This is a genomic window from Salinivibrio socompensis S35, from assembly GCF_000513715.1.
In the GTDB taxonomy this organism is placed as follows: Bacteria; Pseudomonadota; Gammaproteobacteria; order Enterobacterales; family Vibrionaceae; genus Salinivibrio; species Salinivibrio socompensis.
The window spans coordinates 1-15,104 of sequence record NZ_AQOD01000087.1; the positions used below are offsets into that span (position 1 = coordinate 1).

Annotated in this window: 14 protein-coding genes and 1 pseudogene; 8 read left to right on the forward strand and 7 right to left on the reverse strand. The window is 48.6% G+C overall.

From position 1 onward, the window contains the following. Positions 1-236 precede the first annotated feature (236 nt). From DZ54_RS0110320 to DZ54_RS26790, 4 genes are all read right to left on the reverse strand, one after another. Positions 237-1,820 (reverse strand): S8 family peptidase, encoded by a 1,584-nt coding sequence (locus tag DZ54_RS0110320; protein ID WP_025674005.1) that lies wholly within the window; start codon positions 1,818-1,820, stop codon positions 237-239. A gap of 370 nt (positions 1,821-2,190) precedes the next feature. Then, positions 2,191-2,694 carry a hypothetical protein gene (locus tag DZ54_RS0110325; RefSeq protein WP_025674006.1) on the reverse strand — a complete coding sequence of 168 codons (504 nt, stop codon included), beginning with the start codon at positions 2,692-2,694 and terminating at the stop codon, positions 2,191-2,193. A 248-nt stretch (positions 2,695-2,942) separates the two neighbouring features. Continuing rightward, positions 2,943-3,644: an aldehyde dehydrogenase family protein gene (locus DZ54_RS26785; RefSeq protein ID WP_276202027.1), complete on the reverse strand. Its 702-nt coding sequence runs from the start codon at positions 3,642-3,644 to the stop codon at positions 2,943-2,945. Continuing rightward, a complete protein-coding gene (locus DZ54_RS26790; protein WP_276202023.1) occupies positions 3,644-4,267 on the reverse strand; it encodes an aldehyde dehydrogenase family protein in 624 nt (207 codons plus the stop codon). Before DZ54_RS26790 ends, DZ54_RS26785 begins: the two co-directional genes overlap by 1 nt. A gap of 335 nt (positions 4,268-4,602) precedes the next feature. Between DZ54_RS26790 and DZ54_RS20815 the strand changes: the two genes are divergently transcribed. The 6 genes from DZ54_RS20815 to DZ54_RS0110350 all read left to right on the forward strand — a co-directional run bounded on the left by DZ54_RS20815 (position 4,603) and on the right by DZ54_RS0110350 (position 8,832). Continuing rightward, complete coding sequence (locus DZ54_RS20815; RefSeq protein ID WP_025674007.1) at positions 4,603-4,989, forward strand: (2Fe-2S)-binding protein; 387 nt, start codon at positions 4,603-4,605, stop codon at positions 4,987-4,989. Further along, positions 4,982-5,266, forward strand: coding sequence for an NAD(P)-binding protein (locus DZ54_RS26795; RefSeq protein WP_276202025.1), 285 nt, complete (start codon positions 4,982-4,984; stop codon positions 5,264-5,266). The genes DZ54_RS20815 and DZ54_RS26795 overlap by 8 nt, the downstream gene beginning before the upstream one ends. Beyond that, complete coding sequence (locus DZ54_RS20820; RefSeq protein WP_276202026.1) at positions 5,245-6,057, forward strand: NAD(P)/FAD-dependent oxidoreductase; 813 nt, start codon at positions 5,245-5,247, stop codon at positions 6,055-6,057. Before DZ54_RS26795 ends, DZ54_RS20820 begins: the two co-directional genes overlap by 22 nt. A 42-nt stretch (positions 6,058-6,099) precedes the next feature. Further along, positions 6,100-6,360: a (2Fe-2S)-binding protein gene (locus tag DZ54_RS26040; RefSeq protein WP_240473962.1), complete on the forward strand. Its 261-nt coding sequence runs from the start codon at positions 6,100-6,102 to the stop codon at positions 6,358-6,360. Then, positions 6,357-7,613 carry an NAD(P)/FAD-dependent oxidoreductase gene (locus DZ54_RS0110345; RefSeq protein WP_025674008.1) on the forward strand — a complete coding sequence of 419 codons (1,257 nt, stop codon included), beginning with the start codon at positions 6,357-6,359 and terminating at the stop codon, positions 7,611-7,613. The genes DZ54_RS26040 and DZ54_RS0110345 overlap by 4 nt, the downstream gene beginning before the upstream one ends. A gap of 223 nt (positions 7,614-7,836) precedes the next feature. Beyond that, a complete protein-coding gene (locus tag DZ54_RS0110350) occupies positions 7,837-8,832 on the forward strand; it encodes a chemotaxis protein (protein ID WP_025674009.1) in 996 nt (331 codons plus the stop codon). A 145-nt stretch (positions 8,833-8,977) separates the two neighbouring features. Here the strand turns inward: DZ54_RS0110350 and DZ54_RS0110355 are convergent, their stop codons facing one another. Continuing rightward, the gene (locus DZ54_RS0110355) at positions 8,978-10,366 is read right to left on the reverse strand and encodes an alanine/glycine:cation symporter family protein (RefSeq protein WP_025674010.1); all 1,389 of its coding nucleotides are present in this window, start codon (positions 10,364-10,366) and stop codon (positions 8,978-8,980) included. A 405-nt stretch (positions 10,367-10,771) separates the two neighbouring features. On the opposite strand from DZ54_RS0110355, the gene trhO reads away from it, so the two are divergent. Both trhO and DZ54_RS0110365 read left to right on the forward strand, forming a co-directional pair. Further along, positions 10,772-11,749: an oxygen-dependent tRNA uridine(34) hydroxylase TrhO gene (gene trhO / locus DZ54_RS0110360; protein WP_025674011.1), complete on the forward strand. Its 978-nt coding sequence runs from the start codon at positions 10,772-10,774 to the stop codon at positions 11,747-11,749. Positions 11,750-11,873: 124 nt separating this feature from the next. Beyond that, positions 11,874-12,725, forward strand: coding sequence for an EamA family transporter (locus DZ54_RS0110365; RefSeq protein ID WP_025674012.1), 852 nt, complete (start codon positions 11,874-11,876; stop codon positions 12,723-12,725). Positions 12,726-12,823: 98 nt separating this feature from the next. Here the strand turns inward: DZ54_RS0110365 and glpD are convergent. After that, positions 12,824-14,364, reverse strand: a pseudogene (glpD, locus tag DZ54_RS20825) (glycerol-3-phosphate dehydrogenase). Between the two features lie 295 nt (positions 14,365-14,659). Then, the coding region (locus tag DZ54_RS20830) for an FGGY-family carbohydrate kinase (protein ID WP_037354240.1) at positions 14,660-15,104 on the reverse strand (445 nt) is incomplete at its 5' end.

The window sequence follows — 15,104 nt, forward strand, 5'->3', positions numbered from 1 at the left end:
AAATAATGCAACAACCACATTTTCGTTTGCTAGATGTTGACAAGGTGTAACTGTTTACATCTCACTTTTCGGTGATAAATCACTCATATGTTACATCTCGCGCTAGATGACTGTTTAGCGAAACAGATACGCCACTACAAATAGAAAAAGCGCGGATCATCGCCGCGCTTTTAACTCTGTACCCTACCATTGATCACTTGTCGCGCGGCGAATACTATTCGTCGCTAACAAACAACCTAGTAACGGGCAGTCACGCTAACACCACTAAAGGCAGAGTAGCCGTTTAACATCACATGATAGCGACCGTTTTGAGTATTCTGTACAGTACACACTTCACTATTACCGTAATTGTAAGGACGGCAATCCCAGTTACTTAAGGTGGGTTTTGCACCATAGCGCACATACAAGTCGGCATCACCCGAGCCACCATTAATGTTCACAGTAAGGCGCTGGCCAGCTGCCATATCTACATAGAAGAAACGCTGACCACCTTGATTACCCGATATACCGGTTATCGGTTGCCCATTCTTAAGCTCGTTTTTTGGATCTGGTGTAGGACCACAATCCGGCTCACAGCTACTATCAGCTTGGCTATACAACAGTTTGTTGACGGAGCCACGAGGATCGCTGATTTTATCTGCACTCGCGCGATTGCTAATTAAATTCGCTACTTGTGCGGGCGAAAGACTGCTATTTTCTTGCAAATACAGCGCTGCCACGCCTGCAACATGAGGTGTCGCCATCGACGTACCACTAATGGTGCGGTAACTGCCATCATACCAGGCGGACTTAATGTTCGATCCTGGAGCAAACACATCCAAGCAGCTTCCCCAATTTGAGAAGTTAGAGCGGTTATCGCTGCTCGTGGTAGAGCCAACCGTTACCCCACTAGGCTCGCGGGCCGGTGAGCTATTACAGGCATCTGCATTCGAGTTACCCGCCGCCAGCATAAAACTTACGCCAGATTGCACTGCACTCGCGACCGCACGATCGAGCGCCGTTGACACACCGCCACCTAGGCTCATGTTTGCCACAGAGGGACCATTGGCATTAGCTGCTACCCAATCGACACCGCCAATAACGCCGGATGTTGAACCCGATCCGCTACAGCTGAGCACTCTCACCCCGACAATATCAACATTTTTAGCGACCCCGTATTGACTACCGCCAATGGTGCCCGCCACATGCGTGCCGTGGCCATTACAGTCTGACGCATCATTGTCGTTATCAACGAAGTCGTAGCCAGAGCGTGCACGACCACCAAACTCAACATGTGACGTTGTCACACCCGTATCAATGACATACGCAGTGACACCGGAGCCATCAAAGTTAGTGCTGTAGTTGTTATCTAGAGGGAGATTGCGTTGATCAATACGATCCAGCCCCCATACTGGGTTGTTCTGGTTGATATCTGGGGTGATCACCGGATCCAGTTCAATGGTTTTATCTTGTTCGATAAATTCAACTTGCGAGTCCATACGCAATGTGCGCAGTTGTACCGGTGAGAGCTTGGCTACAAACCCACTCAGTGAGCGATCAAACACTTTTTCTACTTTGACCGCATGTTGGTTGACCATGCTGGACACTGCTTGTCGAGTAAAGCTTTTCAACGCTTGCGGGTCATCACTCAGTGTCAGTGGCTGCTTGAGTACCACGATATATTGATCCTCAATCCCCTGCTCTTCCGATGCAACCACTAATGGCGCTAGCGTTTGCTGCTGAGAGATACCTTGTTTACCGTCATTTTGTTCAGATAGAGCCGCGGATGATACCGCCATCAGCGCCGACGCGACGCAACAGCTAAGAACATGCTTTAACATATTGTATTCCTTACAATGGTTAAATGTATCAGTAATAATTGCCTACAAAAAACAACAAGCACGCTTTAAATCTATACAACTGAGGCTGTTTTTTCCGTAGTGAAAACCACTTTATTAAGGAAATCCATTAGCATTATTAACCATTTTATCATCTGTTAACTTTTAACTAATTGTTTACAATATGTTAATTTATCAAGTACATTACGGTATAACACTTTTTCACTAGGCACATTTAGTCCTTTATTTTAGACATTCTCCGCACTCTATATGAAAAATCCATTTGACCTCACAGCCTAATGGTGATCCCTATAGACAGAAAAAAGCCAGCGGTCTCACGCTGGCTCATTAGCTGCTCATGCTGCTTTTTCCGTTAGGTCGGCTCTTCATGGATTAACACACCACCATCAAGCGCCCCCACTAACACACTAGATACCTCGGCATCTTCGGGCGTAACAGCGATACGCGTACCCGGCCCAATCGCAGAGATGGGGGCAGCTGTCATCAAAGGACCAAGCTCCGCTTCATAAGCGAGCTTCCATGAGGGTGCGGCGGCAGCGTGATCGTTGGCATAAAGCCGGCACTTGTTTCTGTCGGGTTCAATCAAACAATCGAGACCATACTCGACGTCGTCATAAAAAAAAGACCACTGATAATAGCCCGCATTGACGCTACAGGGAGTCTTAATAAAACTCAGCGCCTCTGTACTGTCCTGAGTTAACGAGATAAATCGTTGCGCATCCGGCACCATGGCCAAGTAACCTAACGATTTTCCGTTTGCATCTGTGACTGCGAGCTTGACCTCTTGCTCAACCATCGCACGCTCATGTTCGCCAATATCTGGCAGCATAGAATCGGGTTGTACTGAAAACGCCATTATGTCGCTCCTTGCATTGCCCTACATTTTTTAACAGTTATGTAACAACCAAAGATATAGATCAATTTCCGCAAAAAGTTTAGTGGTTTGATCGGGTTATATACTGATTAAAAAACAATATCGCACAGTCAATATACTGTTATCTGAGCAACCACCAGCGCATTAGGCGTTTGTACCAGCGGTTGTAAGGGGGTTTGACCAAAAAGCTGGTATCCCACTTGTCGCGAGTGAGTACAGTTTTACTATGGCTAAAGGTATAAAAGCTTCAACGCCGTGATAATGCCCCATGCCAGAGTCGCCAATGCCGCCGAAGGTGCATCTTCTGCCGCTACATGGAATACGGTTTCATTAATGCCCATGCCACCGGCGTGAAGCTGTGTTGTCACCTGCGTGCGTTTCTCCGTGTCATTGCTCATCAAATACAAAGCGAGCGGTCGTGGACGTGCCTGAATATAGGCCAATGCCTCGGTGAAATTTTGATAAGTGACAATGGGCAAAAGCGGGCCAAAAATCTCTTCTTGCATCACCCTCATGTCGTCAGTGACATGAGTCAGCAACTGAGTTGGCCAACGTCGTTTTTCTGCGGTCGGCATGGCTTCTTGGTCAAGCGCACACCAACGCCTCGCCCCTTTTTCTAGCGCATCTTGTAGCGTCGCTTCAAGGCGAGTGGCTTGAGTCTGGTTAATGATCTGGCTGTAGTCTTGGTTGGCTTCAAAGTCAGGATACATAGCACGGAAAGCCCGCTGGTACGCGTGAATAAACGCCTCTTGCCGATGTTCAGGACACAGAACATAGTCGGGTGCGACACATATCTGTCCGGCGTTTAAACATTTTCCGTAAATGAGCCGCGAGACGGCAACGTCCATATCAATCTGATCATCGATGATCACCGGCGATTTCCCCCCCAATTCGAGAGTAACAGGCGTCAGGTTATCAGCCGCCGCGAACATCACTTGCCGTCCAACGTGGGTCGAACCGGTAAAAACAGATGATCGAACTCCAATTCGGTAAAGCGGCGCGACACTTCCACTTCTCCTTCAATGACAGCGACTTCGTGAGGGCTAAATACATCAGCGATGAGCTCGCGTAGCACCTGATTCGTTTTGGGGGTAAATTCTGACAGTTTAAGCATCACCCGATTGCCGGCCGCCAACGCGCAAATCAATGGACTAACTGCCAGCATAATTGGAAAGTTCCACGGCACGACAATTCCAACCACCCCTTTAGGCTGTTGGTGCACCGCCAATTTGGTGCCCAGCAAGGTAATACCTGGGCGCCGTTTTTGCGGCTTCATCCATCGTTTTAATCGGCGGCGGGTGTAATCAATCTGGTGTATCAGTGGCAGAATATCAGCGATTTCGGTGTCACCAAAAGCACGGTGGCCGTAATCCTCACTAAGGGCTTGTTGCAGTACTTCATGACGATCTTTTATTGCTTGCCTCAGCTGCTTAAGCCCATCAATACGATGCATATAGTCAGGAAACGGAAACTGAGAAACGAGTGCTTTTTGTTGATCAAACACCTCGCGCATCGCTCTCACGTCTTCCAACCACTCAGAACTCGTTTCAGTCATTCGCGCCTCCTGATTATCGTCGTCGTTTACTCTAATCATCCATTGTTGGCACAGCGAGACGTTTCATGCAATCGCGCATGATATCGGCGATTCCCACTGCTCATTTATCCTCACTCAATCAAACAAAGCAACGGCGTGATAAAGCTCACAATCATTTTATTTTCCTCAACTTTTGTGAGGGATAACAAAAACGAAACAAAAAGTAACACTAAGTTCACGATTAAGATATAGCATACGTCCAGCCTAATAAATAAGACAACAAGACCTGATCACTCAAACAAACAAAGTGGGTGTCATCATTGTCCTGATAACCAACGAAAGAGCAAACTAAAACGATGAAACGATCCCAAGACATTACCGATGCCGTTGGCCAAACGTTCTCGATCCTTGTTAATGGCGAGACGGTTCCTGCCATCGCAGGAGAAAGCGTGCTGAGTACGTTACTCGCTAGCAATATTCGCGCTGTATCTAAAAATGACTATGGCCGCTTAGCCGGTGCATATTGCGGCATGGGCGTGTGCCATTGTTGTACGCTGGAAATTAACGGCCGCCACAAACAACGTGCCTGCCAAGTAGCGGTACAACCCGATATGGATGTCCGCACTGAAGCAAACATAGTGGTTGAAAGCCAAGCATTTGAAAAAAAAGTATTTCAAAACAAAGAGGTTGAAAACACGGATCTCGAAAGCAACACCATCGAGCAAGGAGAACCCCATGTCTAAGCCTGTTGTTATTGTCGGCGCTGGGCCTGCCGGTCTCTCTGCTGCAGTCACGCTTGCCAAGCAGAAAGTACCCAGCATTATCCTTGATGAAGCGCCTAAGCCAGGCGGCGTGGTTTATCGTGGTCCATGGCGTGATACCGACGCCCTGCCTCACTTGGATGATAAATGGAAGGCAACTTCACAATCGCTGCGCGAGCAATATCGCGAACATCAAGACTTGATTGACTTGCGTAGCCTAACACGCGTACTGGGCCGATGGCTGACCAACACCTACTAACGGCACACCAAGAGACGCTGTCGACGATTGACTATGAGCAGTTGATCCTCGCAACAGGTTGCCAAGAGCGTAGTATTCCGTTCCCAGGTTGGGATATGCCAGGGGTGATGCTTCTTGGTGGTATCCAGCTACAAATCAAAAGCGGTTTGGTCCGCCCCGGCAATCGCTGTGTGATCACCGGCACCGGCCCTTTGCTTGTCCTGGTCGCCTGCCAGCTTCATAAGGCTGGATGTGATATTACGGGTATTTACGAGGCCGCGCCGTTCAAAGATTTAGCACGTGAAACCCTCGCATTGCTCAACCGCCCACAACTCGCGTTGGATGGTCTATCGATGATGATGTATCTCAAACGACATCATATTCCCATGCACTACGGTTGGGGCGTGGTCAAGGCCATTGGCGGGCCCCAAGTCGAGCAAGTCACCGTCGCGCCGTACAGTAAAGACTGGCACCCAGATGTCAGCCGTGCGGAAACCATCAATGCTGATGTGCTGGGTATCGGCTACGGCTTTGCTGCACGCTCTCAGCTGGCGCAATTGATGGGGCTAGAAATGCAATACGATCACATGAGTGGTGCGATCCCGGTCGTGGATGAGTGGCAACGTGCCAGTATCGACAATGTCTACTGCGCAGGCGATACCGTGAAGTTTGCCGGCGCTGAAGCAGCCATGCTGGAAGGAAAGATTGCGGCATACGCAGCGCTCAACGCACGCAATATATTGATGCCTAACCTTGAGAATGAATTTAAGGCCTTACGTCATCAGCTCGATAAGAGCTATCGTTTTCGTTAAAGCTTTGATACCGCAGGTTATCGTCGCCCAGGCCTGCTGAGTTTGCCAGAAAAAGACACGGTGATCTGTCGCTGTGAACAAGTAAAAAAAGCAGACATTGATAACGCTATTAACCAAGGTGTGAAGGATGTCATCACGCTTAAAATGCGTACCCGCGTCACCATGGGTGATTGCCAAGGCAAAACCTGTGCCCACTATTGCTACGATCGGCTCAATCAAAGCACCACCTCTCCTCAGCCTTTGATTCGCCCTCGATTCCCACTCGATCCTATTCCTTTTGCTGCGTTGGAGGATGACGCATGAAACAGTATGACATCGTAATTTGTGGCGGCGGCGTGATCGGCGCCTCGGTGGCTTATCATTTAAGCCGCGAGCGCGACTTATCGATCGCCGTAGTAGATTATAAATATCCGGGGAATGCATCTCGCGCCTCAGCGGGTGGCCTGTGGGCAATGGGTGAATCAACCGGCCTTGGCTGTGGAGTCATTTTGTTTAAGACCCTCTCCAAACAGATGCAAGAAAGCGGCGAAGATCGGTCGTCAGAAATAAAACCGCACATTATGCCTAAGCCATTTTTTGATATGGCAATGCTGTCGAATCAGCTTTATCCAGCGCTGTATGATGATCTGATGACCCATCACGGCGTTGACTTTAAATTCGAGCGTACCGGTCTGAAATTTGTCATGTTCGATAAATACGACAAACTCTATGCAGAGCACATTGCGGCCGCTATCCCAGATCGCCAAGCGCATGTCCGCTGGGTGTCTCAAGAAGCTCTTCACTCGCAGGAACCCAATGTTTCACGCGATGCGATTGGCGCGATGGAGTTTGAAGGGGATCATCAAATCAACCCTTATCGCTTAAACGAAGCCTATTTAGAAGCGGCGCGGCAAAATGGGGTTGAGCTATACCTCAATACCAAGGTGACTGGTATTGTCAGACAAGGTAACCGAGTCGTCGCGGTCGAAACAGAAAACGGCAAACTGGGTTGTGGCACCATGATCAATGCCGGCGGTGCATGGGCTGAAAAACTGAGTTTATGGGCAACCGGGATGCCAATGCCTGTGTTCCCCGTCAAAGGCCAAGTGATCGTCTCTGAAAAGTTGCCTAAGCTTCTGAATGGATGTTTAACCACCAGTGATTGCTACATCGCCCAAAAAGACAACGGCGAAGTACTGATTGGCTCGACCACCGAAGAGCGTGGCTTCGATACCACCACAGAGATGAAATACATCAAACAACTCGCGCAAGGGGCAATGAAGTCTATCCCTGAGCTGAAAAAGATGAACATCAAGCGCTGCTGGGCAGGGTTACGTCCAGGTTCGCCTGATGAACTGCCGATCCTCGGTGCAGTACCGGACATTGACGGTTATCTTAATGCATGTGGTCACTTTCGTACCGGTATGTTGACCTCAGCCATCACAGGTAAGGTCATGAATGAAGTGGTGCGTGGCATGCCAACCACCATTGATCTTGAGCCGTTCTCTTATATGCGCTTTTTAAACAAGCAAGGGAAAATGGTTGGTAATTATCATTTGGACGTAGCGCTGCCTTAGCCTCTCATCGACTCATGGGTGAAGTCTGCGTTAGGCTGGCTTCTCCCATGTTAAGATCCTGTGATTGGATGACGAGTTTTATGCATCAATTAGCGCGATAGGCCACAGATCATCGTTTGATTGATGCGCAAATATTGTCGCTTTAACGATCTCAGGCTTATACTGACCACATGTTAGTTCACCTCAGCGTTATTCGCTGTTATCGAAAGGAAATGTGGTAGGCATGAATCACGAGCCATCAAAAAACGAAATACTAACGGAAAGTGGTACGAATGAGCTCGAAATCATTGAGTTCCACTTGATAAAGCAACTTCCTGACGGTAGCACCAAAACCTGCTACTACGGTATCAATGTGGCCAAGGTTCGTGAGGTCATTCAAGTCCCTGAAACAACGGATTACCCCAATGCGCAATCACACATGATTGGTGTGTTCTCATCGCGCGACAAACTGACCCCATTAATTGATCTCGCTGGCTGGTTAGGCGTGCCAACACGGCCTGAAAAAGACAACAAGTTTGTCATCGTCACCGATTTCAACAACATGACCAATGGTTTTTTGATCGACAGTATCAGTCGCATTCATCGTATTTCATGGGAAGCCGTTGAATCTCCTAGCCAGTTTTTGGAAGCGGGCGAGCAAGATTGTGTGGTAGCGGTCGTGCGTAAAGACAAAAATCTAATCATGATCTTGGACTTCGAAAAGATCATCGCGGATATCAACCCTGAATTGAGCATGGAAAAATACGATGTCACTCAGGATAGAAGCGTCAATATATCCGAATCCAGCGCCAAAAAGCGCGAAGCTAAAACTGCATTGGTCGTCGACGACTCCGCCTTTATTCGTAGCTTGATCGAAAACACACTCCGCTCAGCCGGCTTTAATATTATCTCCGCCAAAGATGGTGGCGAAGCGTTCGAAAAGCTGACCGAGTTTGAACGAATATCAAAAGAAGAAGGCGTCGCCATCACTGAATTTGTCGATGCCATTGTCTCAGATGTTGAGATGCCCCGGATGGACGGCATGCACCTGGTCAAGCGTCTACGTGAAACAGATGCTTACAAAACCATGCCGATTATTATGTTCTCCTCCATTATGAGTGAGGCTAACCGCGTGAAGGCCTTACAACTCGGTGCAAACGATACTATTACCAAACCTGAGATTGGGCGCATGGTTGGCCTCGTCGATAAGTATGTGTTTGGTGCACCGTTGGATGACTAACATATACACAACTCACTGCGTTTCATGACAAAAAAGTCTTCTATGATAAGAAGCTTTCCATAATGAAAAAAGAAAGGCTGCCGGTAACAGGCAGCCTTTTGATTGTAGATAATAATAAAAACTGAGTACTGCAAAACAGCGCGAGTTAGTGATGGGTGACGCGAGACTGAACTTGGTCCGAACGTTTATAGGCCTGGCTTGAAAAATAGGCTTTCGCTGCTTGGTTGACTTTTGGTGCTAATAACAGTCCAGAGATCATCGTGGGGACCGCCATTAGGCCATAAGCACCTATCAAGAAGAGGAAAACCACATCCAGTGATACAACCGCACCCAGCACGACCAATGAAAGATATAAGTACTTGTAATACTGTCCCGCCGTTTCTCCGAAGAGGTAAACAAAGCACTTATAACCGTAATACCAGAAGGTAAATACGGTGGTAAAGGATAGCACCAAAACTTGTGCCGCTAGTAACCATGCACCGGGCGCACCGAAAGCAGCCTTAAAAGCAGCCATGGTCAAACTGACACCTTGCATGCCGTCAGCCTGATCGAGTACCCCTGTAACCAAGATAACCAATGCGGTACAACTGCATACAATTAAGGTATCGATAATTGGCCCTAGACTCGCCACTAAGCCTTCGCGCACTGGTTCATTGGTTTTAGCAGCGCTATGAGCCATCACCTCAGTGCCAATCCCTGCTTCATTCGAGAAAGCGCCGCGACTCACCCCAACAATAATCACACTGATCAGGCCACCAAACATGGCGTCAGGCGAAAAGGCACTGGTGAAAATAGATTGGAAAACAGCCGGTACGCGATCTACGTTAAGCAACAAGGCAATGACTGCCATCACCATATAACTCCCGGCCATTAGCGGAACCAGTGCACCCGCAACATCCGCAACGCGCTTCAAGCCGCCCCAAATTACCATCCCGACAAAAATGGCCAAAACAACCCCCAGCCCCCACGAAAAAGCCGTGCTCTCTAGCCACTCAACCCCTGGAAACAGTTGTGTTTGGACCACCGCACCAAGCTGATTAATCTGGAAAGAGGGGACAAACCCCATTAATCCCGCAACAGCAAATAGCACCGCGAGCCATTTGAACTTGTCGCCCAAGCCATTACGCACCGTGTACATTGGTCCGCCATGTACGCGACCTTCGCTGTCTTTGTGGCGATACATCACGCCAAGTGTGCAGGTGTAGAATTTCGTCGACACCCCCAATAATGCAGTTAACCACATCCAAAACACAGCACCTGGGCCACCCGCACTGAGCGCCAAAGCAACGCCAGCAATGTTGCCCAGCCCAAGCGTCCCCGACAAGGCAGCCGCCAAGGCCTTTCGGTGCGATAAATCACCATGCCCCGAGCCATCATCAACTCGACCTGTAAGGAGTTTTAAACTGTGCCCCATATAGCGAAATGGCGTAAACTTGCCGTATAAGGTGAAAAAGATCCCTCCCCCGACGAGTAAAATGAGCATCGGCTTTCCCCAAATAAAGCCAACGAAAGCATTAATCCATTCTTCAAGCATGTGCGAATCCCTTCCTTTGATTGTGCAACCATCACTGAACTCCTGCAACGAGCCAGCGATTCACGCCCAGCCGCAAATAATTAGACCACAAAATAAAAACAAACATGGCGTGACTAAAAACCCATTCACGCTACGATGATACTCATATACGAGCGATATTTTTGCCGCATATTCATGACTTTTATCACATAAAAATTGGCTTTGATGGCGCAGTTACAGGCTTTATTTGATTTGAGAGCGAAACAGTTGAGGACCACTAAGTCGTGCGTGGTACGTTTTTCAGTCAGTAACCATACTTTCTGTCGGTGTTTAGCGCATCGCCATTTCGATATACTCCGCGCCCTGCTTTGTCCCCCTAATCACCCATGCACTGGATTTACGCTCCAGCCAGCAAGAGGAAAAAACATGTCCACATATGTCATTTGTGCTTTGTACAAATTTGTCACCCTTGAAGACTATCAGTCTTTGCAAGCGCCGTTGCTTGAGGTAATGGAAGCCAACCAGATAGGCGGTACCCTCCTTCTCGCTCACGAAGGCATCAATGGCACAGTCGCTGCGACACGAGAAAATATGGACGCGCTATTTGCGTGGTTTAAAAACGATCCACGCTTAGCCGATATTGACTATAAAGAATCGTTTGAAGACAGCCAGCCGTTTAGTCGTACTAAGGTAAAACTGAAAAAAGAAATCGTCACCATGGGCGTTGAAGGCATTGATCCGCGCCAAAGTGTCGGAACCTATGTTAAACCGACCGAATGGAACGCATTAATCAGCGATCCGGATGTATTGGTAATTGATACACGCAACGATTACGAAATTGAGATCGGTACCTTTGAGCGAGCCGTTAACCCGCATACGGATAGCTTCCGCGAGTTCCCTGACTATGTCGAGCAGCAGCTTGATCCCAGCACCCACAAAAAGGTGGCGATGTTCTGCACTGGCGGGATCCGCTGTGAAAAGTCGACCGCATTTTTGAAAGAAAAAGGCTTCGATGAGGTATACCACCTAGAGGGCGGGATCCTAAAGTATCTTGAAGAGGTCCCTGAGAGCGAGAGCTTGTGGAACGGTGAGTGTTATGTCTTCGATAGCCGTGTTGCCGTTAATCATGAGTTAGAAAAAGGCTCTTACGCAATGTGTAACGCTTGTCGCCTGCCGATAACCCAAGCAGACATGGAAAGCGAGCACTATGAACAAGGCGTCTCTTGTCCAAAATGTATCGATAAACACACCGACGCGCAAAAAGCCGCGTTTCGTGAACGAGAATATCAAGTTCGCCTCGCGCGTGAACGGGGTGAACAACACGTCGGCGGTGAAGCGAGAAAAGTCATTGAGCAACGTCGGGCGCAGAAAAAGTACCGACGCCAACGTCAACAAAAGGATTAATCGATATCCCAATAGGCTTGGTTCTGGGTGAAAATCTACAACGCCTCTCGGCCGCTCTCATCGGAGCGGCTTTTTTTTGTCTTTATGTTAAGGTAAGACTTTAACATCACCAAGGAGAGGAAATATGCAGGCTCGCGCGCTTTTTACCGCTATATTGAGTGTTTTTGGCGCCATGTGCGCGATTCAATTCGGTGCCTCGTTTGCCAAGCAGCTGTTTCCTCTGGTGGGACCCATCGGAACAAGTGCGCTCCGAGTCGGATTTTCTGCACTGATACTATGGCTGGTATTCCGACCATGGCGTCAATGGCCACGAGGCAGGCATTGGCGAGCCATTACCATCTATGGCAGCTGCCTGGGTGGCATGATGCTGCTGCTTTATTTAGCGATTGAAACCATTCCTCTCGGGATCGCCGTTGCACTTGAGTTCACGGGTCCTTTACTGGTTGCATTGCTTTCAATACGGCGCGCGCGGGACAGCCTGTGGATTGTACTTGCGGTGGGTGGTGTTATTACCCTTTTACCTGATCTCTCAGGGGTGAATGCGCTCGATCCTATCGGTGTTGGCTATGCATTAGCGGCAGGTGGCTGTTGGGCTGGCTATATTTTATTTGGTCAAAAAGCGGGCAATCTAGCGCCAGGGGGCGGCACCGTTGCAATCGGCATGACGGTTGCAGCGCTTTACCTTGTCCCAGCCGGCTACATTGCTACCGATGGCGCTATGTTCCAGTGGCAACTGCTGCCATTGGGCATTGCGGTTGCACTTATTTCTAGCGCCATTCCCTACTCGTTAGAGATGATCGCGCTGCGAAACATGCCCAAGCAAACGTTCAGTGTGATGATGAGTTTAGAGCCCGCCGTTGCCGCAATGGCAGGGCTACTGATTCTCGACGAGCAGCTTGCGCTGCGGCAGTGGCTCGCTATCGGTATGGTGATCACCGCCTCGTTAGGCAGTACCTTATCAGCCAATCGACGTTAGTATTGCACCAAAAATAGTCATTAATAGTCTAAAAAAAGAGCGCCAAATCGGCGCTCTTTTCACTTCATTGATGACGAGAATGCATCGATAGCAACGTTTTAACTGGCTTCACTCAAAGGCAGTGACTGTACACTTACACGTTGCTGTTCAATATATTGCCCGATAGCGTCTGATTGCTCAGCAGTCAGATACAGACCAAGCTTAGTGCGGCGCCATAGCGCGTCTTCAACATGCTGCACAAACTCGTGTTGAATGAGATAATTCAGCTCAGCTTGGTAAACACCGTCTGCAAACTGACGCCCCATATCTACTTCGCTGGTGCAGCCTTTCATCAGTTGATGGGTACAGGTACCGTATGTATCCACAAATCGCTGCGCGGTCTCGTTGCTTAACCACGGATAACGTTGCTTGATTGAAGCGGCCAGATCATCTCGGCCACAACTAAAGTCGCCACCGGGTAAGATTCCATTTGCGGTCCATGGTTGACCCATTTTATCGAAGAATGGCTCCAGCTTACGCATGGCTGACTCGGCAAGTTTGCGATACGTCGTGAGCTTACCACCGAAGATGGATACGAGCGGCGCTTGACTGCCCTGCTGCTCTAACTCAATGGTATAGTCACGTGTCATTGCCTGCGGTGAGTCCGACTCATCATCACACAAAGGACGAACCCCACTGTAGCTCCAGACCACATCCTCGCGCTTGATTTGATGAGTAAAGTGCTGATTAACCACATCAACAAGATAATCTACCTCGGCATCGTCAATCTTAGCGTCACGCGGGTCCGCTTTGTGTTCAACATCCGTGGTGCCGATCAGTGAAAACTTATCTAGGTAAGGGATCACAAACACAATACGACCATCATTATTCTGCAGAATATAGGCTTGTGGATCTTGATGGATACGTGGCACCACCATATGAGAGCCTTTGATCATTTTGATCCCTCGGGGCGATTTTTCATGGAGACTATCGTCGTAAACTGTTTGACCCAAGGACCTGTCGCGTTCACCAAGGCTTTGGTTTTGCGCTCGAAACGCTCACCAGTGTGTGCATCTTCTAAAGTGACGCGCCAGATATTGTTCTCACGCTCTGCTGTCACCACTTTGCAGTAGTTACGGACTTCGCCGCCTTTCTCTTTGGTAAACTGGGCGTTAAGCAGTGTGAGACGCGCGTCATCAACCCACGCATCAGAGTATTCAAAACCGATCTTCATTTCTTTTTTCATGTAGCCAGTTTTGCTGAGATCCACTTTGTGACTGCTCGGTAACGTCGAACGCTTACCTAAATTGTCATATAAAAAGAGGCCACAACGAATCATCCACGCAGGACGCAGATAGGAGCGATGCGGCAAACGAAAGCGCATAGGAAAGGCAATATGCGGCGCTTTATTAATTAGCACTTCTCGCTCTGCCAGTGCTTCGGAAACCAGACGAAATTCATAATGCTCTAAATAGCGAAGCCCGCCATGAATCAGTTTGGAGCTCGCTGATGATGTGGCCGATGCGAAATCTTTGGCATCGTACAAGCCAACATTGAGCCCACGGCCCGCTGCATCTGCGGCGATGCCCGCACCATTGATACCGCCTCCCACGACGATAATATCGAGTAATGCTTCTTGATGAGTATTATGCGTAGTCATTATTAGCCGACCTTGTCCAAATATGAGCGAACGAACATTTATTGATAGGTATAACTGTATATCAACTTTCGTTTTCGGTCACTACTAATGTTCGAAAAATTATTATCAAGTGTGACAAGTGTAGAATAAGTGTTATAAAAATGCGTGCATTGTGAACTGTTAGACCGCGATTAACGTATGCACGGGCTGTTTAATGTCGACTAATGACCCCGAGAGTGCAATCGGTCACCATGCAGGAGGGCATAAAAAAGGCGCGAAAACGCGCCTTTTGAAGATAAGAAAAATTTAGAAGTAATTAGATCTCTTCTTCCTCACCATGCAGCTGTGCCCATGCTTGCGCACATTTTACTGCTCGTTTCCAACCACGGTAACGACGGTTACGCTTTTCTTCGTCTTGATGAGGCTCAAAGCTACGATTGAGTTTTGCTTTGTCTTTTAGCTCATCCAAGCCACCCCAGAAGCCAACGGCCATCCCCGCAAGATAACCCGCACCCAGTGCTGTGACTTCCGTCACTTCGGGACGGTGAACTTCCGTATTGAGCACATCGGCTTGGAATTGCATCAAGAAGTCATTGGCCACGGCCCCACCATCGACACGTAACGCCGCTAACTTGATACCGGAATCGGCTTGCATCGCATCCAATACGTCACGAGTTTGGTAAGCAATCCCTTCCAATGTCGCTCGAATAATATGGTTTGAATTCACACCGCGCGTTAAGCCAACAATGGTGCCGCGGGCG